The 26862-nt window shown below is 51.3% G+C and carries 4 protein-coding genes and 3 pseudogenes; 1 reads left to right on the top strand and 6 read right to left on the bottom strand.

What is annotated here, in order from left to right; genetic code table 11:
• Window positions 1-306: 306 nt before the first annotated feature.
• The 6 genes and pseudogenes from IM485_RS18865 to IM485_RS18840 form a co-directional block, all read right to left on the bottom strand.
• A complete protein-coding gene (locus IM485_RS18865) occupies window positions 307-1908 on the bottom strand; it encodes an MBL fold metallo-hydrolase (protein WP_104397932.1) in 1602 nt (533 codons plus the stop codon).
• Between the two features lie 58 nt (window positions 1909-1966).
• Complete coding sequence (locus IM485_RS18860; RefSeq protein WP_287744988.1) at window positions 1967-14314, bottom strand: non-ribosomal peptide synthetase/type I polyketide synthase; 12348 nt, start codon at window positions 14312-14314, stop codon at window positions 1967-1969.
• Window positions 14311-20694: a non-ribosomal peptide synthetase gene (locus IM485_RS18855; protein ID WP_287744987.1), complete on the bottom strand. Its 6384-nt coding sequence runs from the start codon at window positions 20692-20694 to the stop codon at window positions 14311-14313. The genes IM485_RS18860 and IM485_RS18855 overlap by 4 nt, the downstream gene beginning before the upstream one ends.
• Before the next feature lie 10 nt (window positions 20695-20704).
• Entirely contained in the window at window positions 20705-24757 is a 4053-nt protein-coding gene (locus IM485_RS18850; RefSeq protein WP_104397929.1) for an SDR family NAD(P)-dependent oxidoreductase, read from the bottom strand.
• 629 nt (window positions 24758-25386) lie between these two features.
• Window positions 25387-25518, bottom strand: a pseudogene (locus IM485_RS18845) (IS5/IS1182 family transposase); the annotation flags it as partial.
• Between the two features lie 408 nt (window positions 25519-25926).
• Window positions 25927-26545, bottom strand: a pseudogene (locus IM485_RS18840) (ISNCY family transposase); the annotation flags it as partial.
• 155 nt (window positions 26546-26700) lie between these two features.
• On the opposite strand from IM485_RS18840, the pseudogene IM485_RS18835 reads away from it, so the two are divergent.
• Window positions 26701-26862 (top strand): annotated as a pseudogene (locus IM485_RS18835) (helix-turn-helix domain-containing protein); the annotation flags it as partial.

Below are 26862 nucleotides of genomic sequence, written 5' to 3'. Positions count from 1 at the left end.
GGACAATTTGCTTGAATACAGTGGAATGTACGATTAGGGAGGGAAGTTATCGTTTTTCTAAGATAACTCGACCGACCCAACTGCAACAAAAAGCGTTAGATTTATTGGGAGTTTCCCTAATTTGTAGCCAGTAACGGGGCGGCGGAAATTCTCTTAATCCCTTCTACAGCACAGCTTATGGCTTTTTGTCAACGGGGAAGTCCAATTATAAGCAAAAATTATCACACAAAGTCGAGAAGAGCCAAAAACTTTGCAACAGAACCATACATTTCCCCGCTCGTTGCACATTTCATGGGTCGATAAAAACTAGAGGTAGTACTCTGTCAAGAAAAGAGATTCTGAACGGCCATATAATCGTTCTGCGGGGAGACCAAGATGATTGCAATGGTCAATCAATGCCTGAGATTCTTGGAGTGCTGGACTATCGGCGGTGGGATCCAGACTGGAAATGAACTTGAGCCAGGGTTCCATGCCCATGGCGTAGACACAAACTTGCTCGATATCCAAACTGGAAATAATGGCTTTCGCCCGTTCACAGTTAGAACCATCCAGACGACGGGATTGATCTTTAGAACGTTCAACAGACTCAGGCAGTAAAGTGCCATACATCCAGCTCATAGGCGCACCACGGCACTCCATTCCAATAAATAATGTGTCCACACGGCCTATCAACGGTGTGAGCCGATCGTAGAGGACAGGATCGAGGTTGTTCGAGTCAGCGGCAAAGAGCAGGCGCATTGACTCTGCCTCTACTAACCATGCGGCCTTGCAGCGAATATCAAGATCAGCATGTTCACCTAAGAACGGTAGTGCCTGGATGCGCAAATCACCGGCAATGACATCCTCCATACAACTGACCTCTCGTACAGTCTCAAAGCCGATTGCCTCCAGCACTAGTTTCAACGAAGGATCCACCAGGCTGCCACCCGCAGTTGGGACTAAAACTGTAGAAATTTTGTGACGTAGAGAAAGAAGGGTTTCGATTAGCACATGGTCGGGATGGTTGTGGGTAATGACCACAAAATCGATGTGACTCGGTAGATCCGCCACGGTAAACCGCTCAGGCTCCGCACCACTCTCATAGGCAATCACTGGGTCAACGAGTACAGATTGACCGCCGAAGGTTTCAACTAACACACAGGCATGTCCAAAATATCGCCAGCGCAGTTCAGATGACTTAGGAGTTCTTGCTGGTGCCTCGGATGTGAGAAAGGATTCAAGTAGTGGTTTCTTTTCTGATCTGACCTGAAAAATATCTGTAATCGTGGATAGCGGTTGAGGAATAAACCGCAGAGATGCCAACTTGTCGTAAACAGGATCTCTAAAAGGCCGATCTAAGTAAATGGCATCGGGCAAATCGAGCCGGGGCGTGCTTAACGCGAACGCCCGATGGTCACTCCTGACGCGACGGATCATAGCTCCTTGGATATCTGGATTGTAACAGGGAGATTGGTAAAGTAAAGGCTCAATTGGGCGTATATCAGGAGATCCAGAAGGAGTGTAAACCAATTCAACCGCGCCTCGGAGGGAGTCTGGAAGCTGCTTATAAAGATTGGTCATCCCATGGCCATCGGCCTCATACTTTAGCATTGTCCAGACTTTAGCTAAATCCTCTGCGAGCTGAATCGCTGGCTGCTGACACAGTCTTGTCCAATCGAGGAGCGCACGGACTTCATCTACCCGGCCTCCCTCAAGATCTATAAAAGGGCCCCCTAGCAAGGCAGGATCGCGTGCGGCGGCGGCATGTACTTGGGGCATTGACACGTAGGAGGTCATAATATCTAGGTGTCGGTGAACCACATTCAGAGCCGCAGTCACAGGTGAAATCAACCCTGACCAAGCATGCCAGCGAGCAATTAGAGGCTCGACGACGACATCGGGGCGAAGGTAGTAACTGGGAGATTTCATACAAAAAGCTCTACTTATGACTGGTTGAAATTTGGTTTAGATGAAATTAACAGACGTGCTATTCCCGATCAGTCTGGCGCTCCTTAATTATATCAGCCAAGGCTTGGGGCGTCGGATGTTCAAACAAGTCAAGTAAGGCTATACCGACTGAAAACGTCTCGCGAATAAAGTTTAATAGATTCATAGCCAGGAGAGAATGACCACCACGCTCAAAAAAGTTACTGTCTACAACTGTTGTCGGATCATCCAGAATGCGGCGAAAGGCTTCTAGCAACAACCTAGTGACAGTATCTTGGCTGACGTCGTCGGACCCTGAAACTGTGGAAACTATACCCTCGGTGGGGCGGTTATGGCACTGTAAAAGCTGGCTAAACCGTTTGGTACTGAAAAGATGGTCTGACCCAGCAACGAGAGATTCTAGAGGTCGTACAGAAACAGCTACCCGCGTCTGATCCGAGGTAAGAATACGTCGTAAAACAGTCACGCCTTCTGCCGCCGTTAGCCCTTCATCAGCGGTGGGAGCGGGTATGCTCCATGACTGATACGCTTCTACGGTCATCCCCGCTTCAACCCAGTCGTCCCAGTTAATGGTAACGGTGCGCCAACCCGTGCGGCGTGCTATTGCAACTGCAGCCAAATCCATATATTCATTGGCGGCCGCGTAACCTACCTGGCCAAACTTAGCGATCGGCAGAAACGAGCTGAGGCTCGAACATAACACCAGAAAATCCAAAGAGTGTTGAGAGAGTGCGCGTTCTATGGCCCGTGTGCCTGCCACTTTAGGCGCAAGCACATGCTCTGTATCAGACCTCGATCGCATCTGTACCACACCTGCTAAATCGGCTACTCCAGCACAATGAAAAACGCCAGTAATCGCGCCAAGGCGGGTCTCAACTTGGTTGACCAAGGCTTTAACAGCCCGCTCATCAGCCAGGTCGAGTGCAGCGGTCATCACAATCGCCCCCATCGCTTCAATCTCACGAACTAACTGGAGACGATCCTTCCGAGTCGGAGAGTCGGCACCGTTCTCCCCTAGAGCAGTGCGACCAGTCAACACCAGCTGAATACCCTGTTCCTTAGCTAAATCACGGGCTACAGCTGAGCCTACCCCCCCAAAACCTCCAGTAATCCAAACAACAGCCTTCGGTCTAATCTTGCCAAGACCGTTACGGATACTATTGCCGTTGGAGGAAGCAGGCAAGGCAAGCGGCCAAAATGTAGGAGTCCAGCGTCTCTCACCCCGTAAACCAATAACAACATGCTCACCCTTGCGCATTATTTCGCTGAGAATAGCAGCAGCCATGCTCCGAGGTGACTCTGGCTCAACATCGATGGCTCTCACCGTTAAATTCGGATATTCATAGGGCAACACACGGGCAGCACCAATAGCGGCAGCCAGCTCAGGCCGCAGCACCTCTGTCCCGGTGATTGCAGCCGCTCCATGAGTGACGAGGTCAAGGCGCAGCGCTTGGCTTGACGAGATACCTCCTAGTGATCGCACCAGAGATAGAACAGCATGTACACCTATTTCTTCCAAAGTATCCGCATTGGCATCATCCAATCCCCACAGATGAAGAAAGCGCAAAGGCAGCGTTGGTAACGCTTTAAACAGTTGATAATAATCCTCATCCTGTGCTGGCCGTACCGTGAATCTGTTGTCGCCGAGGGCGGCGTAACCCGCTCCCTGTTCCACAAGAATCGCGGGGTATGGAAGAAGATTCGCGAGCGCCTCTCCGATGCCCCCACGGTCGGACAAGATCATCACTGGACCCGCCAAGGGTTCGGACGGGGAGGGAAGGGCAGGCTGCCAACCTGGCCGATAGAACCACTCGTCCATACACCTGCGTTTGCCAGGCAAAACTTGCTCAGCGGATTCAGACCGCTCCGATAGTTGGGACGGACTTAGACAGGCCTTTGGTTTAAATGGCAAACGTTCAAACGGATAGAGAGGAACATCAACACGCCGACGTGGTTCCGGGTGGAGAGCACTCCAGTTGATCGAAGCTCCTTCCACCCAGAGATTGGCGGCAGCATCCGTTATCCGCGAGCCACCAGTAGGGATCTCAGCCGCATGGGCTAGACTAGGCTGGACAGCGATATCAGTACCCTTGGCCAATATCGTTAAGGTTTGCCCCGGACCACACTCGATCGCCAGCGTAATTCCATCATTTTGCAATGTTGCCAAACCATCGGCAAAGCGAACTGTTTGTAGCAAATGGCGTGCCCAATAGTTCGGATCTATAGCATCTTCTGGGGTGATCCATGTTCCAGTGACGTTTGAGATAAAGCGCCCCTGCGGCCGCTTGGGAGAAAAGCGAGCGACCGCCGCTGCCAGGGGTTCTGCCGCCGCCGTCATCATCGGTGAGTGGAAGGCATGAGACGTATGTAAACGCCGACTAATACAGCCCATCTCTTTCAAGCGCGCCTCGAAAGCCTCAATCGCGTCAAAGGAGCCTGATACGACACAGTTCGTGCTATTGTTTACCGCTGCTAGAGCTAAGTCATCGCTCAGCCAGCCGTGAATCTCAACCTCCGAGCGGGGAACGGCTAGCATTACACCGGGGGGAAGCTCTCCGAGCAAACGGCCCCGTTCGACAACCAGTGCTAGTGCATCTTCGGTCGAAAATACCCCAGCAAGGTGGGCTGCTGCGTATTCGCCCAGGGAATGACCTAAGAATCCGACGGGCTGAATGCCAAGCCCCTGCCAATGCCGTGCCAAGGCAACATCCAGTGCAAAGACTAAGGGCTGAGCCAGTTGGGTAGTTTGTAGTACCTTCGCCTTGTCTTCGCCGCCGCTAAAAAGTAACTCAACAATAGAGAAATCGATCAATGGACGCAGAATTTCTGAATAGGTGTCAAGTTCACGACGAAAAACTCCTCCTGCCTCGTACAGTTGTTGTCCCATGCCTAGATGCTGGCTACCCTGCCCCGGCAACAACAGAGCGACCATAGAAGACCGTTCTATCGGTTTATTGTTCAAGGGGGTTTGATAACTATTAAGCAATACTGCTTCTAAGGCGAGGGCAGCCTCAAGCGAACTGTTCGCTACCACCGCACGACGATGGGGCAGAACAGTTCGGCCACACTGAAGGGTAAAGGCAACATCGGCAATAGGTAGCTCGGGATGAGCGCGCAGGTGAGTAATCAAACGCTCAGTCTGACAATGAAGCACGGCAGCCGTCTGAGCGGACAAAATTACTGCTTGGTTAACATTCACAGGTGCAGCCAGCGATTTATTCGGGACGGGGCGAGCGCAGGGGCTGGCTTCCAAAATAGCATGTACGTTGGTTCCTCCAATGCCGAAGGAACTAATAGCCCCTCTAAGGGGACGACCCCGTTCAGGCCAAGAGCGGGTTCGATCAACCACTTCAAACGGCCCGACGGAGTAATCAATTCGGGGATTGAGCGGTTGCGCGTGCAGACTAGCTGGCAGTTGGCCACGTTCGAGTGCCAGAACTACTTTTAGGAATCCAGCAATACCAGCGGCAGCATCGGCATGACCGATATTGGTCTTCACGGAACCCAGCAGTAGTGGTTCTCTTCGCCCGGTGTAGACCCGTCCCAACGCGGTGACTTCGACGGGGTCGCCTAGAGGAGTACCAGTCCCATGCGCTTCCACATAGTCAACATCGTCCGCTGTCAATCCAGCATCCTCAAGGGCAGCCCGGATGACTTGGGCTTGTCCTGCAACACCCGGAGCGGTGTATCCCATTTTGTTACTGCCATCGTTATTGACAGCGATACCCCGAACGACCGCGAGAATGCGATCACCATCGGTTTTAGCTTGAGAAAGGGGTTTTAGCACAACAACACCTACTCCCGAGCCCGGAACCGTTCCGTTAGCGTCAGCAGAGAAGGCACGACAGTGACCATCAGGTGACAGAATCATTTCAGGTTCGTAGAGGTAGCCACGATTTTGCGGAAACCTGATAGAAACTCCACCGGCCAGTGCCATCTCACACCGTCCCGTCCTCAGGGCATCGATCGCCATTGAAACCGCGACTAACGATGAAGAGCAAGCTGTTTGAATCGTCACCACTGGCCCTTTCAGATCAAGTCGGTAAGCGGCCTGGGATGCGAGAAAGTCTTTATCGTTTGCCGTCAACAGATGGAAGCCCGTAGACCCGGTAATCGTTTCACCGGCGGGCAACAGCACGTCATGGAGCCAAGTATTTTGACCGCTGCTCGCGAACAATCCGATGGAACGATCGGTGGCTTTTGGTGCGTAGCCAGCGTGTTCGAGGGCATGCCAAGCACACTCTAGAAACACGCGGTGCTGTGGATCAAGAATCAAGGCATCCCTAGCACCAATGCCGAACACAGTGGGGTCAAACGCCTCGGCATCATCAATAACTCCCCCCACCGGCACCCAAGCGGGATTATTGATGAGATCGAGAGGCATACCCGACTGAAGCAGGCTTTCCTTATCAAAGCGAGAAATGCCCTCCCGTCCTTCGATCAATAGCTCCCAAAAGGCTTCCAAGTTGGGTGATCCAGGAAAGCGACCGGCTGCGCCAACAACAGCGATCGGTTCAGCGCGGGCAGTCGGTATGCGTTCCGCCGTGCCACCTTCAATTGTTGGTGAGCGTTCCTCCAAAGTAAGCGTGACCTCTTGAGGTAGGAGAAGCTCCACCAAACTATCTAATGTTGGATGGCGGAATAGCTTTGACGAGGAAAGTGACACGCCCAAACGACTATGGATCAGCCCCTGCATTTGAACCAGTAGCAAGGAAGAGCCTCCGATGTCGAAAAAGTTATCGTTAGGATTGATAACGGTACGGCCAAGTAGCTCGCTCCATATTGCCTTGAGGCAGCGGCTAAGGGCGGCGGATTTCGAGTCACCTTTATCGCCAGCCTGCTGCGCCGCTTCAGCCGCCGTCGCTGTTTGCTGTTCCGATGATTCTATTTCGGTCGCTGGTAACCCAGACCAATCCACCTTTCCATTGGGAGTCAGTGGAACTCCTGTAATGAGCATCAAACCTGATGGGACCATATAGCCCGGAAGGGTTTGCCTAATGGAAGCCCGTAGATCCTCAATGATGAGAGTAACGCCGGGTTTGGGTAACACCCAGGCGAACAACCGCTGTTCTCCACGCCGATCCTGGCGCACCGTGCTAAGAGCTTGGGCCACGCCGGGGTAGTTGAGCAGTGTGGCCTCGATCTCACCTAGTTCTATGCGAAACCCGTCGAGCTTGACTTGCCTGTCAAGGCGGCCCAAATAGGTGAGGGTACCGTCAATATCTAATCTGACCCGATCGCCTGTGCGGTAAAACAGCTTGTTAGTTTCGCTTGGATGATCGAGGGCAGGAACCTTCACGAATCGCTTCGCCGTGAGTGCGGGTTGACCGAGATACCCCAGTGCTACCCCTAGACCGCCAATGACTAGCTCGCCCTCACATCCGGCGGGTACTGGCCTGAGATGGGAATCTACGACATGGGTTGAAACATTCGGTATTGCTCGACCAATGGGGAGAGACGTTCCCTCAACACTACCCTCAAAAACCGTGGCACATACGGTTGCCTCGCTCGGACCGTAGGCATTGAAAAACCGTCTGCCCTGCTTCCAACGGCGCGCCAGAGCTACCGGACAGGCTTCCCCCGCACTGACCAGCAGTTTAAGATCGGGATAATTTCCCTCGGGAAGTACGGCCAGCAATGATGGGGGCAGAGTTGCGGCGGTAATGCGATAGGTTCGCAGATAGGTGCCTAGTTCTGGACCGGCCAAGGCATCCTCTCGATTCGGGATGTACAAAGCGGCTCCACTGGCCAGAGCCATTACTGTTTCCCAGATGGACGCGTCGAAAGACAGCGAAGCAAACTGTAGGACACGATCCCCGGGGGCTAGGGAGAAGAGCTCGCGTTGAGATCGTATCAAAGACACCAGACCACGGTGGGATGAAAGCACCCCCTTGGGTTTACCCGTTGAGCCAGAAGTGTAAATAACATAGGCAGGTGTGTCTAGTTCAATTCGCGGCCATGCTTCATCCCTGGACACTGATAACGGTGCATCCGACAGCGTATCTATTAGGAAGATGGCGTTACCTTCGTCGAGAGGCAGAGACGAGCGGTGAACTGTGTTCGTGAGTACCAAGTCCGGAGTACAATCAAGGAGCATAAAGTGCACCCGTTCGGCAGGATAGCCCACATCAATGGGTATTACAGCAGCTCCTACTCTCCAAATCGCCAATATCGCCACTATGGCGGCTGATGACCGGGGCAGTGCCATGGCTATCAGGCTACCGGGTCGAATCCCTGCACTAGTAATTAGATGGGCTGCCAGCGTATTCGCCTGTTCGACCAACTGTCCATAGGTTAGTGTCTCCTCCTTGGAAATGACCGCTGGCATATCTGGCGACAGCTCGGCCCAAGCCGCAATAGTTTCGTGGGCAAGGCTGTGACCCACATCCAATCGTTCTCCAAGACCAAGCAACAGACGGTGCTGCAGTTCATCAGGGGTATAGATGGAAATGTTATCGAGGGGTTTGTCCGCACAACGAACCAGGGATTGCAGTATCTGATGGAGGTGGCGTAGCAGTTGGTTGCTGGCAGCCACGGCCACTAAGTGCCGATCTCGGACGATGGTCAGCCGCGGGCGTTCGGCCCATTCAGCTACAAGGGTGACGGCAAAGCTGGTGGACTCGCTTACTTGTGCGATCGAAACTCGTAGCCCCTCCACATCTAGATTCGTGGTTCTAGGATAGTTTTGGATTAGTACCAGACTGTCGAACGGCAATTTTCCTTCTGCCATTACCGCCGCAGCGATCGCCTGCGGTAATGGCAGCATGGCATAAGCATCGCGGTCTAGTCCCCGCGTCGCTAAAGTCTTCAACCAAGACCTTACAGTAGTGTCGTCAGGGATTTGGATCCGTATCGGTAATGTGTTGATCAGCATGCCGACCATTCGATTCACCCCCGCCAGATCGGGTGGTCGCCCCGAGACTGTCAGGCCAAACAGAACATCGTCAAGGCCAGTGTAACGAGAAAGCAGCAGACCCCAGGCCGCCTGAAGTACTAGTCCCACCGTCACACCGCTGGTGCGTGCCAGTTCCTCAATGGCCTGCACATCGTTGGCAGGCAGTTCCAGATGGTGATGGGCCGGCGCATTCGGTTCCTGCTCATTTGGTGCTAGACCAGATCCGATCAAACAAGTGGGCTCGGCTATGCCACTCAGTTCCTGCTGCCAGAAATGCTCTGCAGCCTGTTTGTCCACCGTATCTAGCCAAGTTAAATATTCTGAAAAGTCGGGGGCACTGCCGAGTGCCGCTGCCATCCCACCGCAGGCTTCTCGGTAGAGTGCCAGCAATTCCTCCATCACTACCGAAACCGACCACCCATCCAGGAGCAGATGATGGGAACTCCAGATCAGATCATGGCGTTCATCGCCAGTTTTCAGCAGGTGAAAACGTAGTAGCGGAGCCTGATGCAGTTCAAAGTTAGTGGCTCGGTCAGCTGCCATGAGAGCCGCGAGTCTCTGGGACTGATGGGTTCTGTCAAAGCCTGTCCAATCTCTCTCGACCCACGTGGGATCAACGTGCTTGTGAATAAACTGAAGCGGTGTGCCATCATCGGCGGTGTGGAAAGAAGCCCGTAGCAACTTGTGGCGCTTAATAAGTTGACACCAGGCGGAGCGAAAAGCGCTAGTGTTGAGGGAACCCTCTAAGACCAAGTGAAGTTGATTAAAATACGTCTCTTCCTGACGGTTGCTATGGAAAAATATCCCAGTTTGTAAAGGGGTGAGGGGCAGAATCTCTTCAATTCCTTGAGGTTTCTCAACGCCAATTTTGGTCGCACGGGCTACCGATGCAATTTCGCTTAGAGCCGCGACAATATCGTCTAGCAGGGCGGCAGCTTCTTCATGGCAGCCCGCTGCACCGGGATAGCCCAATTCCAACCGCAGATGTCCTTCAATTACACCGGCATTTAGCTCAAGTATGTGACTGCGGGGACTACGGGGAGAAATTGTAGGACCGCAGTCATCATCCACTGGCCGAAAATCCGCTTCGTTCCACCCCGGTAGAATACCCACAAAATTGACTAGAATTTCAGCGGGTGGTAGGGCGGCCAGCACCTGACCAGTCTGACTGCTAAGATAGCGCAAGAGACCGTAACTCAGCCCGTCTTGAGGGGTTTCTGTCACCGCTCGTCCAATATCACCCAAAAGTTCGGCAATATCTTCGTGCTTCTGGTTCAGAAGTAGCGGTATCACTGTCGTAAACCAGCCGACAGTGCGGGACAAATCGAAATCTCCAAAGGGGGAAACCCGACCATTTCTTTCTAGATCCACCCGCAGTCGATTGCCGTTACGCTGACGCAGTACTTTTAACAACGCCGCTAGAATCACCTCATCGGAACGAACTGCGAACAGCACAGGTGCCGTGCGCACAATATACTTGGTATCTATAGGGTTTAGTGTCCGTCTAACAGATGCACCTGCGCCATCACAGCCAGGCTGATCGCCTGCTTCGGGCAACAATCGATCTGCAGGATGTGCCAGCCGCTTTAACCAAAACGAAATATCGTCTAGGGCCGGTCCTGCGGCCAACTCGTTCATCCGCTCCGCCCACATTCTGAAGGGAGTACCCGAGGGACTCAACCGAGGCTGTCTGCCCCGACTCACCTCTTCGTAGGCGGTTTCGAGGTCAGTGAGGAGAACATCCCAAGATAGGACATCTACACAGAGATGGTGAATGCACACCAGCAAGCGCCCTTCGTCTGCCAGCAAAACCGCCGCTAGATTACGTCCTTGACCTGGGTCAAGGCTAGACTGCGCTGAGGCAAATGCCTGGGCTCGCCGCTCTAACCTCTCCTCGTTGGGGAAGGTAGATAGATCTAGGGTGATTAATGTTGGTGCTGGGATCGTTTCTGGAATAGCATGACGGAGCTGCTCTGAGGTACCAGAGACCGTTAGACCCAGAATGTCATGGCAGCGAACCAATGCTGTCAAGGCTGTTTGTAGTGCTTGTGCGTCAACTGCTTTGGGAACGGCGAGCACTACAGCCTGATTAAAATGGTGAGAATCGACGGTGATGAATTCGTGAAACCAAGCAGTGATAGGGGTTAGCGGTAATGGGCCGGAACCATTGCTTTGTTCGCTGTCGTTGTAAATGGGAGTGGCCGCTTTAGCGATCGCAGAAATCGTCTGATGCTCAAAAACTGTCCGCACGGTGATTAAAAGACCAGCTCGCCGGGCGCGGGTAACAATCTTAAGGCTGCTGATAGAATCCCCCCCCAATTCAAAAAAGTTGCTGTCCGGTCCAATTTCAGTAACCTGCAGTACATCTGCAAAAATCTCGCCGATGATTTGCTCGTGCCGATCATCAAGGGGCCGCACAGGCGGGGGAGACAGTGGAATGGGGCGTGCCGCGAGAGTTCGGCGATCGAGTTTCCCTGAAGGGGTTTGAGGCAGTTCATCTAGCCGCTCAATCAACCCAGGCACCAGGGCGGCGGGGACATTGTGACTTAACCAACTGCGCACATCAGCCAGAGCTGCCGTGCCGCTATAGAAAGCGCGTAATAGAGTACCACTGGCCCCATCCGGGCGAGCCACCACCGCTGCCAGCGCGATACCAGGACAGGATGCTAACAAGGTTTCAACGCCCGCCGGTTCAATCCGTACCCCGCGCACTTTAACCTGTTCATCGTCACGCCCCTCGAACATCAGGGTGCCATCGGGCCGACATCGCCCCCGATCGCCGGTCCAGAACGCGAGGGTTCCTCCGGGAACGCGAGGGCGAAATCCTGATTTTTCGCGAGTGTGAACATACCCTTGGGCAATTCCAGCACCTTCAATCACAATCTCACCAACCACACCTACAGGGACAGAATTACCTTGGGGATCGACTAGATAAACCTGAACATTGGCAAGTGGTAAGCCTAGCGGTACGGTGGATGCAGTAATGGGTAAAATATCTCGCCCGCAATCGAAGATTGTTGCCGTGATGGTAGTCTCTGTAGGACCATAGCCGCTCAACAACCGTACGGTGGGTGCGAGCATCATCCAACGTCTGACGGCAGAGGTATACACCCGATCACTGCCAGTCACCACCAAGCGCAGGTTAGTTGGGGGAGACGTTGTCTCCTCGTCCAATTTGCTGACCCAAGCGTGCCAGAACGGGGCTGGTAAGTTCACTACGGTAACACCGCTGGCGGTAATTTCATTCTCAAAAGCGTGGAGAGAGTCTGTTACCGCTGGAGATGGTATTACCACGGTGCCTCCGGCAAGCAGCGACGGCCAGATTTCCTCCAACGCCACATCAAAGTTTGGCGCTGCAAACTGTAGTACTCGATCTTGGTGACTCAAATCAAAGGCTTCAATGATGGCTAAGGTATGATTGACCAGAGCCGCGTGGGAGACTTCCACCCCTTTGGGTTGACCGCTTGAACCCGAGGTAAAACAGATATAGGCGAGATCCTGACGAGACCGATTGGAAACGGACACAGGAGATATTATTACTTCTGTAGGTGCTGGTAATATCGGCACAATAGGGTTGACCCCAGTCGGAAGTGGGCGACCGGAATCCGACCCGAAATCGGGAGCTACGATGACGTGAGTTAACCCTACCGACTCAATCAAGCCTTCAAGATACGTTAAGGGTGCGTCCACAGGCAGAACAACAAACGCTTTACCCGCTAACCAGATCGCCAGCATGGAGACCACCAGTTCCGGACTGCGTGGAAGCCAGATCCCCACTAACTGAACGACATCGGTGTCCCAGGATAGCCGGTCAGAGAGCAGGCGTGCCCGGTGCAGCAGTTGACCCGCCGAAACAGCCTCTCCTTCCGTGGTCATTAGGGCGATCGCATTCGGATTGCCAGCAAGACGAGTTATCAGCATCTCATCCAGCGTCTGATTGGGTCGCGCTCGCTGGGGACCTTGCCATACGGCACGCGTTTCATCCGCGATTACAATTTGGGAGATGGATTGCTCTGGAGCCCGGGAGACGGCTTGACAAAAGCTCACAAAATGCTGGACAAAACGCTCAACGGTGGACGGCTCGAACAGATCTGGATCGTATTCAAGATATCCTGTAAACGGGGTGTCTGGCGTGGCGGATAGCTCCAGTGCCAGATTGAGATCCACCTCCGGTGCCATAGCTGGCACCGTCAGCGAACGCGCTTCAATGCCAGGCCAAGCTAGCTCGGAGAGGGGCGCGTTTTGCAGAACGAACATCGCCTGGAACAGGGGATTGCGGTTCAAGTAGCGGGGCGGATTGAGTGCATCCACTACCCGGTCAAAGGGCACATCCTGGTGGGTCATCGCCTCTAGACTGACGCGCTTAACCCGCTCCAGCAAAGTAATGAAGCTCGGATCGTCAGATAGATCCAAGCGCAAGGCTACCGTATTTACAAAAAAACCAACCAGATCGTGGGTTTCGTGACGCTCACGACCCCCGATCGGGCAGCCTACTACCACCTCATCTTGCCCTGTCCAACGAACGAGCAGAGCCGAATATACGGCTAGGTAAGCCATAAACGCTGTTGCTCGGTAGTGACTGGCAAGATGCGATAGATTAGCATCTTGCCCTAACGGAAACCGCAAGGATGCGCCGCGCATTCCCCGCGTTCGAGGTCGTGGCCGATCCAAAGGTAGGGCTAATTCAGCTGTTCCTCCAGTCAACGTCTCGCGCCAATACCTAACCCTGCCGTCCAAGGTCGGCTGATCCAGCAGCGCGTGTTGGGAGAGAGCAAAGTCAGAAAACTGTATTGGTAGCACTGGCAGTGCCGCATCTTCACCTGTAACCTCCGCCCGCATGAACGCACTCAAATCGCGAAACAATAGACCCATAGACCAGCGGTCGGAGATGATGTGATGGATATCAATGACAAGCAGACGGTGAGTCTGGGAGAATTCCACCAGTCGAACGAGGAATAACGGACCATTAGCCAGATCGAAAGACGCTTCTGCCTGCTCGTGGATAATCTGCTCAATTTCATTAGGGGAGCCGCGCTTTGGGATAACCTCTTCAAAGGGGGAATCCATGGGCGTTAAAAAGACATCCTCACCCCGCTCTCGAATGGTCGAACGCAGGATTGGGTGGCGGGCCGTTAGGGAGGCGATCGCCTGGTTAAAGGCATCAATATCTAAAGGACCCACCAGTTCCCAGGCTGCCATCATCCGGAACACGGCACTGGTGTTCTCAAGCTTATTCAAAAACCACAACCGCCGTTGGTTATGCGTTACCGGGGCTTCAACCGCTAGACTAGCCCGAGATGCGGCTGGCGATGCGGGCATCCGTAAAATCGCCATCAGTTCCTGCTTACGGGCTGTCAGTTCCACTCGTAAATCTTGGCTAATGGCCTTTACTGGACCCCTTACCCTGAGTAGTTCCCCTTCTATGGCTAAACTAATACCAGCCTGCTCAAGGTCATGCAAAAGCTGGTCAACGGGTCTATTTTTTGGACTCATAGCGTAAATTCCTCCCAGTCATTTTCTTCATCGGATGCAGCTGTGCGAAGCAAGCGCTGTACCAGCGAGGTCATAGAGCGAAGCGTAGGGTTGGCAAACATTTCCCCGATGGGCAACTCAATTCCAAAATGGTCTTCTATTCGCGTCTGAAGCCGAACCAACTGGATGGAATGTCCGCCTAAATCGAAGAAACTGATGTCAAGTCCCACCTGGTTTCTGCCCAGTAGCTCACTCCAAATGGTTGAAAGATCCCGCTCAACCGTAGTGCTATCCCTTTCTACTAAAGAGCACTGAGCCATCTCTGAAATGTTCATGTCAGGGACATTGAGACGATGGAACTCTGCTTTAAGAGACGACCAATCAACTTTTCGATTGGCCGTCAGAGGTACTGCAACAATTTGGACGATGGCTGAGGGTACCAAATGATTTGGCAAATGTTGTTTGAGTGCTTGACGAAGCGTCAAACTATCCAATTTGGCACCAGGCTCACCCACTACCCAAGCCACCAACTGGGGTTCTCCGATCTGATCCGGGCAAACCGACACCAGGGCCTGTGCAACGCCATCACAATTCATCAAATGAGTTTCGACCTCGCCCGGCTCGATGCGGAAACCGCGTAGTTTTAATTGACGATCGATTCGCCCCAGAAAAGTCACCGTGCCATCGGCTTCCATCCTGACTCGATCACCCGTTCGGTAGCGACGCCCCTGCGCTGTTTGCTCAAACCGTTCGGCGGTGAGATCGGGCAACCCTAGGTAGCCCAGCGCGACACCGGGCCCGCCAATAATCAGTTCCCCAGCTACTCCTATCGGCACTAGGTGTCCCGTTGGATCCACAACGGTTAGGGAAGCTCCGCCGAATGGGCGACCGATGGTGCCTGGCCTAGCTCCTTTCTGATAAGTTGCCAATGCTACGGTTACTGTTGCTTCGGTGGGGCCATAGGCAATGAACAAACGGCGATCGCATGACCACGCGTTTGCTGTTTCCGGCGAGCAAACCTCTCCACCGACCGAGACAGTTCTCAATTTTGGGAGAGTACCGGGCTGGGTTGCTGCAAGCACGGCTGCTGGCACTTGCATATGGGTAATGTTGGCCATTGCAAGAGTACGGTTCAAGTGCTTCCCTGGCATCACATCCACGTGCGGGGGTACCACCAATGTTGCCACCGCACTGACTGCCATAGCAATATCCGAAAGCGCCACATCGAAAGCTGGGGAAACCACCTGTAATACCCGATCACCTTGACCCAAGTCATAGGCCATCGACAACGCACATCCTAAGCGGCAAAGGGCGGCCTGAGTAATCATCACGCCTTTAGGGGTGCCGGTCGTTCCGGAGGTGTAGATGATAGCGGCCACGTCATCAGGGTCGGGGGAAGAAACTAGTCCTGCTATCGGTGCGGACGGTACGGCACCCAAGATACTATCAAGACTTAGCTGTGGACAGGGATAGTCGAGCGGAATATCCGTCAGTACCGCTACCACCCCCGCGTCCATGAGCGTAGCGGCGATCCTCTCCCGCGGATAGGTGGGGTCGAGCGGAACAGCAACTGCTCCTAGCCGCCACACCCCGAATAAACTGGCGAGCTGTAGGGGGGAAGGCTGCGCCAGTAGCCCTACTCGGTCTCCCGTCCCTACACCTAGACCTTGAAGTCGTTGAGCCGTGACACTTGCCCGCTGATTCAGCTCGGCATAGGACAGGGATGAGGTCAAGTCCCACACTGCCGTCGCGGCCGGAGAGGTTAGTGCCACATGAGCCAAGACTGCGTCTAGACGAGTTGCAATGGGGCTAGAAGCCGCTTCAGCAGTCAGCACGGCTCCACAATCTGGATTATCAATACTCAAGAGCGGCAGTCGTTCGATTTGTGTGTCTGGCTCAGTAGCCGCTGCCGCCATTAATTGCTCCAGACCCCGCGCTAAGCGTTCAGCCACCGCCCTCGGCACGCGTCGGGTGGCATATTCAATAACCAAGCGCGGTCCGTTAGTCATCTGAGTGACCACAAAAGCAAGATCAACTCGCGCCTCGGGAGAGTTAGGCATAGCGAAGAGACGGCTCGAAAGCTCCGGCAAGCGGAGATCCCAATCGCTGGCATCTTCAACAATCACCATGCTACGAATCGCCTCACTATCTGGTTGAGTAGGCCAGCCCATACCTGTGGCTTGGAGCCAAGGGAGTGGAACATCCTGATACCGCATCGCTGTCAGCAGGGCAGTCTTAGTCGCCTTAAAGGCCTGCCGAAACGTTGGGGCATCGGCAAGATCGACCTTGAGCAGAACCGTGTTGGCTAAAAATCCAACCACAGACTGTAATCCCGGTGTATTTCTGCCAGCTTGAGGAAAGCCTAGAAGAGGATGTTCGGTATCGCCGAAGCGCGTCAGCAAAACCGCCCAGATTGTTAGCATTGATATAAAACGGGTGACCCGTTCTTCCTGAGCTAAGGCTTCAAAGGCTGTGAGAGTATCTGTACCGATCACCACCTGATCCACGGCGACTTGTCCACCCCAGGTCTTATCTGTCGCGATACCTGACAATCGGGGGGATTCACCTCCCATGAGGCTTTGTTGATAATCCTTCAACTGCTTCGCGATCGCGGGACAGACGGTCTGCTGCCACCGAGCGATATCTCCCAGTTGTAGGAGAGGCGGCGGCAAGGCGGTGGTGCTATGGACAGACCACAGGGCTGCCAGTTCTTTAACCAGAACCTGCCCCGACCAGCCATCGCAGGCCACATGGTGGTTTACCCAAATCAAGACATGGCGAACCGGTTCGAGTTTGACCAAATGAACCCGCAGTGGTAATTCCCTCTCCAAAGCAAAAGGGCGACAACGGATATCTGCCAGCAAAGACTCTAAGACCGCTACGGGATCGACAGCGGCTGATACGTCGTGACGAAAGAGTTCTAGCTCTTCCGAGGTAACTACTTGTACTAGCTCATCATTTTGAATTGCTAGGTGGGTGCGTAACGCGTCGTGACGGGTCACTAAATGCCTGATAGCGCTCTCAAGCTGGGGGACATCGAGCGATCCATTTAACTCATAGGCAATGCAGAGATTGTAGGCACTACTGTTGGGATCGTCCTGATAGTGAGTCCAGAGCCAGCGCTGATTACTAGTGGCAGGGGCTAACCCGGTTTCCAACGATGGACAGGGTGGCGGTAACCCCTCAACATCAGGGGTGATAATACGACGGACGAATGCTCTGAGGCTCGGTGTTTCAAAGAGGGTAGAAACTGCGATCGCAGAATCCATCAGCTCGCTGATCTGGTTGATGGCCATGATCGCTTGCAAAGAGCCGCCGCCACAATCAAAGAAATCGTCGTCAGGGCTATTGATCGGCTGCGCCAGCATCTCAGACCACACATTAGCTACCAGCTCTTCTAACGGATCTAGGATATCAGTCTTAGGAATCTCCGCGTCTGTATCCAGATCCCTGGCAGGACTCGGCAAGGCTGCCAGGTCAATTTTGCCACTCGCATTAAGCGGCAACGCATCCAAAATCATAAATGAGGCCGGAATTAGAGCCCGAGGCAATCGGTGGGAAAGCCAAGCTCTTAAGGAGGCTACTGTCACACCCGCTTCAGCAGCGACGTAGGCTGTCAGCACCATGTTATCCTCTGGCGGTGCTACTGTCGCGCTGACATAGGCGGCATCTACCCCAGGATGATCCTCCAGGGTAGCCTCAATTTCAGTGGGTTCAACCCGTACCCCCTGAATTTTGACTTGGCGATCCATCCGACCCAGATACACAAGCCGTCCATCGCCATCCCACAGACCTAAATCACCCGTGGCAAATATTGGTTCGTCTATAGGTTTTTCTGTAGGTTTGTCGTCGTTTAAATTCCGCTGGAAAGCCGAAGAATTGCCGTGGAGATAGCCTCGCGCTACCCCTACCCCACTGATGGCGATCTGGCCAGGTGCACCGACTGGCAGCACCTGACCAGCGCGATCCAAAACGAAGATGCGGTTTCCTTGTATGGGCACACCAATGGGGATCGGGGCTGTGTCTGAGATGTCGACCCTATGCCAGGTTGCATCCGCCGACACCTCGGAAGAACCATAGAAATTTACCAGAGCCGCATCAGGTACAACCGTGTAAAAACGCTGAACGAGTTGAACCGGCAAGGTTTCTCCGCTGCTGACACACAGCCGTAGACTTCGCAATTTACTTTCTATGTCTGGTACCCTGTCGAGCATAGCCCGCAGTAGCGACGGCACCATTACAATACGTGAAATTCGCTCTCGGGCAATCAGTGTCGCTAATGCCCTAGGGTTAAGGGCCGTATCCCTATCCGCCACAACAGCCCGAAGCCCCCAAATGAGAGGGCCAAAAATCTCCCCGATGCAATCGACAAACATCAGCGATGTCTTCAGGCAAATCGCCTCATCAGGTTGGACAGGCCACTGACGTTCCATCCAAAGAATACGATTGACCATACCCTTATGGAGTCCCACGACTACCTTGGGGCGACCGGTGGATCCCGATGTATAGATTAAATAAGCAGGATCCTCAGGGCTGACGCGTGGTAAGGATACTAGAGCTTTTGCCGTGTTTTTCGTATCGTAGTCCGTTAGCGTCACAATGGTGACGGCGGCTGACTCGGGCAGCCATACTGGTCGCTGTCGCGCGATCAATCGGGTGGCACCACTGTCCGCTAGCAGGCTGGCAAGCCGCTCTTCAGGCAAATCTGGCTCTAGAAATAACACCGCTCCTCCAGCTAACACCACTGCAACAGCCGCAATCACCAAGTCGATTGATCGATCGAGACAGATAGCGATCGGGAAACCAACCGTGGGTTTCTCCACTGGAGTCTGGGCTACCAGAAAATGTGCAAGGGCTGTGGCCTGCTTGATTAAGGTCTTATAGTCAAGGGTGCGATCGCCTTCACACAGAGCAATCTTATTGGAATGAAGCCGAGCACGTTCCAGCAACAAATCCCCCAAAGACTGATTGATGGTTTCTAGATGGGATGGGTTGAGTCGCTGGGTCAGGGCCGCCGCTGCTTGGGAATCGATTAGCGGCAGCCTATTAAACGCGATGTCAGGCCTTGCCATGGCGGACTGTAGTGTTGTGCTGATGGCGGTAGTAATAGCGATCGCGACGGACTTAGGAACTAAATCCTCACGAACCTCAATCTGGCCAGAAATCCCAACACCGTCGTCCACCAGTTCCAGAGCGATATCAGCTCGAGCGTCAGGGCTAGGGAGTGGCATCAGCGTTGGTAAATCCGCTCCCCCCCTAGCGGGCAAAAAGTTAAAAAGAGCCTGAAATAGAGGAGCAACCCCAGCACGACGCTGAGGTTTGACGAGTGCTACAACATCCGCGTAGCCGATGGTCGTGTGCTTAAAATCTGTCGAACAAACGCGCTGTAGCTTTTGGACAAGCACCTTAAAACTCGGCTCACCAGATAGATCGCAGCGCAGTACCACTAAGTCTGAGAGACAGCCGACAATAGTTTCGGATCCAGGTGTATCGCGATTGTCGATAGCGGTACCAATGCTAACGTCTTCACTCAGGGCAAAACGACCCAAAACCCCAGCATAGGCTGCTAGGAAGACGAAAAACGGTGTTGTTCCGTTCGCTACCGCAAACTGGCGAATATCCCTAACCAGCTGGGGGGCAAAGGTTAGTGCAGTATATGTAGAACGTCTCCCCAGTCCGCGACCAGAACGACGAGCCGCGGGCAAGTCAAGTACAGGCAGCTCACCTGCCAATCTTTCTAACCAATAGGACTGATCAGCCTTAATCTTCACCTCGTTTGATGTAGCCGTTCGCCAATAGTAATAGTCAGCTGGCTGAAAGGGATCGTCGAGCAGGAGGTTCGTGTCATCTGGATTACTGAGTAGCTGCTCTAGCTCCTCAACCAAACGCCCGATCCCAGTCCAATCAATGATGGCATGATGAAAGACTAGCAGTAGCGTATTAGCCGCAGTGGGATCGCTGAAGATAGACGCACGCCAGAGTGGCCCCTCATTCATTCTCAAACGCCTGGCAAGTTGGCGTTCGAGGAGACCGCAATCACTAGAATCTCCCTCAAGATACTCCACATCTTTTGGCGCAACGACATCTATTCGCTCGAACACACCATCGGAGGTCTCCTCAAATCTGGTGCGCAGAGCTTCATGACGCTGAAACAACTTCTCAAAAGCCAAATTGAGTGAAGATGCGGAGAGGGATCGACTAAACCTTACCAGACAACCTAAGGTATTTAGCCCAGGAATACCTTCAGTACGCTCTTGAAGCCAGAAGCGATATTGAGCTGAGCCAGCTAGACGATCACAACGGCTAGATTTTTCGGAACGATTTGACAGGTTGGCATCCAGGATGGTGAATCCGTCTTTCTTTAAAAGTTCTGCGAGCGAAGAGCGTTCATCAAATACCATTCTTTTAATCCTAATTCGTTTTTGATCTCAAGCTTTCTAAATGTTTGGCAACTGCAGACACCAGTCCTTCCTGCTTCTCAATCGCATATAATTCGATGGTTAACGATTCAATGGTAGGGTTTTGAAATATAGAGGCAGACGATAGCTCAACAAAGAATAACTCTGACAATTGACTAGAGAGCTGGCTAGCCAGCAAAGATGTTCCCCCCAGCATAAAAAAGTTGTCATAGATGCTCGGTTGATCGATGCCGAGAATAGACGAGAAAGTTTCGGCCACTAAACGCTCCACCCCATCACGGGGAGCCACCCATCGATCGGTTGCGTGTGATATCATCCCAGCAATGTCAACTTGCCCTTGTGCATCCCGTAGAATTTCTGGCGCATTGCGCACTAAGACCCAAGCCTGGCGCGACAGATTATCCGGATAGCTGAGCACAACAGCAGATTGTTTCCCTTTCACCCAAGCCGTCGGTCGGTTCAGTGGCGCGGGTGTTGTCAGTGCGAAGGCGGCATTAGCGGGGTGCTGGTCGTTGAGACCGACGAGCCAGTGAGTGCCCGGACGCAAGAGGGCAGCTTCGATGACTAACAAACCAGTTTCAGCATCAAGTGGGACAAGCCCATCTGAGCGCACTAAAGCTTCATTGGTTTGACCCTTGCTTAACCCAATATCCATCCAGGAAGAACAAGATAATAGTGAGACCCGAGCACCGCTCATCGTTAGCTTATGTGCTGCCTCAGATAGAGCGGCATGCACGGCAGCATATCCCATAACCCGACCCCCCACCTGACCAACGATCGATCCTATCACTAGCAGTTGGGCGGCTGGTCTTGTTTCCAACAGTGTCGCCAGTGCGGCGAGACCACCAAGGCTAGTACGTTGCATGGTCTCAAGATCGACGCCATTATCATCAGCTAACCGAACAGCACGGCCCGAGCCCGCCGCATGTAAAATACCTGAAAGAGATTGACCCAATGCACATTCTCGCTCATGCACAGCATCCCGTAGTTGATCGAGATCGGCAACATCGGCCTTTATGTATTGGACATCCCCCAAGCGTTCAAGCTGCTTCAATCGAGCAGCCCGTTCCGGCGATAAATCGATATTATCCGTGCGACCAATGAGAAGAACGTTTGCCCCGTGGCTCAGTAGCCGCTCACAGATCAAGCTACCCAGTCCTCCCAAACCACCACTAATGAGCCAGAGGCTGCCAGGCGTGATCGCTTCCTGCAACGTAGCCAGCGGCGGCTCAACAACTTCAAAACGAGGAACAAGTGCCTTGCCGTCCCGCCACGCAACGACCGGCTCAAAGCCACAAACACCCTTCAGGATGACGCTCACATCATTAAAACTCGGCATCGGTAGGTCAATTAATTGCCACCGCACTTCTGGTAATTCCAAGGCCAGCGAACGAATTAGCCCAGGTAAAAGGGCGTGATTGTAATTGATGCGCTCGTCAGGATTAGTTGCCACCGCACCGTAGGTCAGAACAACGACAGAGTAAGTTTTTTTGCCTCTCGTGGCTATAGCCCGAGCTAAGGAAAGAAGAGAGCGAGTAGCATGAACAGTCGAATCGGCGGAGTCATTATAGCCCCAGGCATGGAGAATTGTATAGTGCTTACCGTCAAGAGTCGCAATCGCGTCTATCACCTTACCGTGACCGATCGCGTCATCCGAGGCTATTGCCCATGTATTATTGCTCAAACGCTTCGTTTCAGAAGATCTTATGATCTGAACTTGGTAATCATGGGGGTTAGGAACTAACCACTGAAGCTGTTCTTGGTTGCCGACAAATATCAGATCGATGTTCGCTGGATTAATGACAGTTGGCTCCTTCAATCGCACTGGTCGCTCGACCCAGATCTGACGATGCAGTGGTATCTCAGAATAGTCCGAGCTACCCAAAAGGCCGTTCACTCGCTCCTGGATTGCATCATAAACACCCGCTTCCCAATTTTGTCTCAACTTTGTTTTAGAAATCTTACCGATTCCGGTTCGAGGAAAATCCCTAGCCGATAAGAGCAGTAAGGTCTCGATTACCAACCCAAGTTGTAGGGATAACGTATTCCTAATTGCCTTGACAAGCTCTGCTACTATGCTGTCGTCATCAGTAGCCATTTCCGGAATCATACTGAAGAACAGCACAATCTCGTCGGTGGTTGAGTTCTGCGAACGAAATGGTACAGCGGCTACGCAGTTACTATCTATTCCAGACAAGGAGGCCACAATTTGCTCGACCTCAAAGGCGAATATTGTTACTCCGTTGATGTTGATTTTGTCATTTGAACGCCCTGTCAGATATAGATTGCCATTGGCGATAAGACCAGCATCACCCGTATCAAACCAATCCCTAGCAGCGTGGCAATTGCTGGCTCGATCTGGAAACCCATGATACCGAGAAAACAGCTGAGGACTGGCAATCTGCAGGTTGCCAATTTCTCCTTCCTTCACGACTTGCTGCTGGCTGTTAACAATGCGTAGAGAGCTGCCAGCAACTGGACTGCCTAAACTGGAAAGCGATCCTAGCGTTTGACCCAGCTTGCCTAAAACAATACCCGAGCAAGTTTCTGACATACCGAATGTAGGAACTATGATGTCGTCGCGCTCCACACCGTATATTTTCAATACCTCTAGAAACTGCTTCAAAGACTCCTCATTGACTGCCTCACCAGCATTTAAAACGGTTCGCAGGGAAGACACATCCCATGGCTTGGACTGGGCTAACGCTGCTCTAGCAATCAAACTATAGGCGAAATTCGGTGCCCAAGTTCTGCTAACACGAAAATCGGAGACGAAGTCTAACCACCGTGATGAGTCGGCAAGAATGTAGTCTGTACTTGTGTGGATCTGGTCACAACCTGCAAGCATCGGCACTAAACTTGACCATACCAGCGCGCCCACATGATCCAGGGGCATCCAGTTAAAGAAAATGTCCGTCTCGTTTACTTTCAATCCATCGATCCCAAACCCAACCGCCATTGCCAGTATCGCGGCATGGGACAGATGCACCCCCTTGGGGATGCCGGTACTACCTGATGTCAGTAAAATTAAAACTGAATCCACCGACTCACAGCTCACCAAGTTGCAGGCTTCTGGGCACTGTAAGCGAGAAATGTCTAGGGTCTTCACAGATTTAGTATCGTTGCCAAATGAACTTGGCAAAGTAGCTTTAGTTAAAACTGTGGGATGGTCGAGCAGTTGCCAAGCTGCGTTCAGGCGCTCGAAAGTGGCAGGATTAGAATTAGCTTCTGGTACGCCGATGGGGGTCACGATGATGCCGCCAAGTATGCAGGCCCACAGCGCCCCCATAAAGTCCTCAGCATTGGAACTGTCAAGTAGAACGCAATCTCCTTTACCAATCTGGGCATTCTGAAGACCACCGAGGATAGAGAGTGCTCGCTGATACAGTGATGCATATTTTTCATGCCGGTGGGTTCCATTCAATGCACCGTAGATTACGGTTTTGTCATTAGAGGCAGCCCGTTGAATGCCTTCACCAATTGTTCTGGGAAAATTCTTGGGAAATACTAACGAGGGTCCATGGAGCACAGCTAACTGCTCGGATAGACTGTGGCCAACCTCAACCGACTTGACTGGCTTACTAACACCGGATGGCTCACGAAGGCTAAATGGCGTAGAGGCTTTGACTCGATTCGGCACCAGCAAGGATTGTCGGATATGTTTACGAACACTGTTTGGCACAGAAACTACTGCCACATCTTCAACATCTGACAGACTAATGAGTTCATGCCGAATCTGGTCTAGCTCCTGCGCTGTCCATACTGGTAAATACTCAAGTTCCGTGTCGTTTCCCAAACGGTTCACTGGTACAAGGGCATCTAGCTGCCAGCGCAAAGGCAGAGATTTGTTCGATAATCGGCAAGCCCCTGGACCAGCAACATAAGCAATCCGTTTGACAGACATTTCTTTACGACACACAGATCTCATATCCAAGACCCGAGCTTCGACAATGCCCGGATAGGCGAGCAAAGCCAACTCAATATCACCATACTCCTCACAATCCCCCGAAACCATCGACCTACATAAACTATGACCGAATACCATTTAAACTCTTTTAGTTTGTTAAGTTTAGTCTGTTAAGCTGTCCGTAATTTAAATCGCTGGTTTCGGGGGCTGAACCCCTTGCTATGCTTGGATTACCCTAGAAACCTAGATGACTAACAGCTTAATGGTCAGGATAGCTTACTTAGAGCACTTCAGGTATTTTTTTAATAAAATTTAAGGTTCGCTACAGAGTTGAATTTATACATAAAACTTTACGTTTAAATCCCTGAGAACAGGCGTTCGCCCAGGGAGATAAAATCGCTCCTTCGTAAGGCGAGCGGATATTTGCCGACATCCACGACGAGCGATAGCTTCCGCACGGCGCAGACCGTGCCATCAATAGACCTCTTGCAAAAGTTTTTTATGGTATGATGGACGGTTTATCTATTTCGTCTTTGAACTTCTAAATTTATGATCTTTCCACCATTATTTTTCCACAGATACGGTTAATCAACTCTCAATACATTATTCGCACGACAAAGATATCTAGCTTGTTATTCTCAGCTAAATTAAAAGAATATATAGCGGTTCTCGCATTTGTGCGGCACACTTAAACCTTTGCCGATTAAGCTGTTCAGGATCGGAAATGTACCTCTTCTGAATCAGAAACGCTATAGTTAGTTTTTTGCTTAGGCTTTTGAACCTAAATCGTTATTGTAAATTCCAGCGATTAAATGACTTCTTAATCCAAATTTATATCGGCGATTTCGATAGGGGTAAGAGAGAATTTTGAAGATTTTTAAACAGCGATTAGCATTTTCTACAGCTAAGCTGTTCAGCATCTAAATAGCGTATAATAGAAACAGTAACCTATTCAAATATCAATAGCTATGCTGGCCCCTAATCACCAGCAATTCTCATTTTGAAAAAAATCAGATAAAATTCTCTTATTTAAATAGAGAACTTGTGTAGAAGCATTATTCTTTGACAGATAATTATCATCCAACCCTGGAGATAGACAGGTTTTAATAACCTTGTCCATTAAAAATCGATTTCAACTCATAAATCTGGATAAAATTTTAACAAAATTTTTAGTTTTTTTATAAACAACTTTCTTTTTCTCCTTCAAGAGTTCTGACATTTTCAACTAGAATTTACTTTTTTAAATGGGACATATTCAGTGAGAATAAATGAGAAAAATTCCGACCAATTCTTAAACCAAATAAATTTTAATAGGGTACGAATATCATTAAAAAAAGAAGTCCGAGTTACTAATAGCTCACGAATCTTTTGATAAGTATGATTAACTAAATCTAAAACGGTATGAAATAAAAAAGCTAGTAAATTTAAAGACAACAAGAACTCGCATAAATGACTTTGACCATGACCAAAATTATGTTCTAAATTATAACCGTGATTTTTAAGAACGTTATTTCCTTCATTCTCAACTTTCCATTTGCTGCGCCCAGCTTTGACAATTTCTTCGACATTATTTTCCTTGATTTTATGATTAGTTATCCAATTATTTTGGTAGATAATTTTCTGGGTTTTCTCATTAATAACAGTCACTTCACACCAATTAACTTCGAGACTTGAGTCGCCCTCTCTTAAGGGAACTCTAGAAGCATAACGATAACGATAAATTAGATTTTTTCGTTTATCCCATTGTTTCTTTTTAACGGTTGTAATTTCGCCACTTTTTTATAAAAATTCTAGCCATTCATATAAAGTTTTATGCGACGTTTCCAGACAAACAAAAATAAAATTATAACCTTGTTTTACCGCTAATTCACAAACAGGTTCGTGAGAATATAAGTCGTCTCCTAAAAGAGTTACAGGATAACCATAAGCTGTTCAGCATCTAAATAGCGTATATAGCGTTTCTGATTCAGAAGAGGTACATTTCCGATTCTGAACAGCTTAATCAGCAAAGATTTAAGTGTGCCGCACAGATGCGAGAACCGCTATAATAGAAACAGTAACCTATTCAAATATCAATAGCTATGCCAGCCCCTAATCACTTGAATTCCGAACAAAAAGAAAAGTTACAAAAAGCACTGAAAGAAGAAGAAAATCCTTACATTAGAGAAAGAGTTTTGATATTGTTGTTGTTAAATGACGGTAAAACTCAAGTCCAAATCTCCAAACTCATTGGGTGTTCACTG

Source organism: Microcystis sp. M169S2 (genome assembly GCF_020245865.1).
In the GTDB taxonomy this organism is placed as follows: Bacteria; Cyanobacteriota; Cyanobacteriia; order Cyanobacteriales; family Microcystaceae; genus Microcystis; species Microcystis ichthyoblabe_A.
The sequence above is the reverse complement of the archived record's forward strand: the minus strand, read 5'-3'. Positions and strand labels throughout refer to the sequence as shown.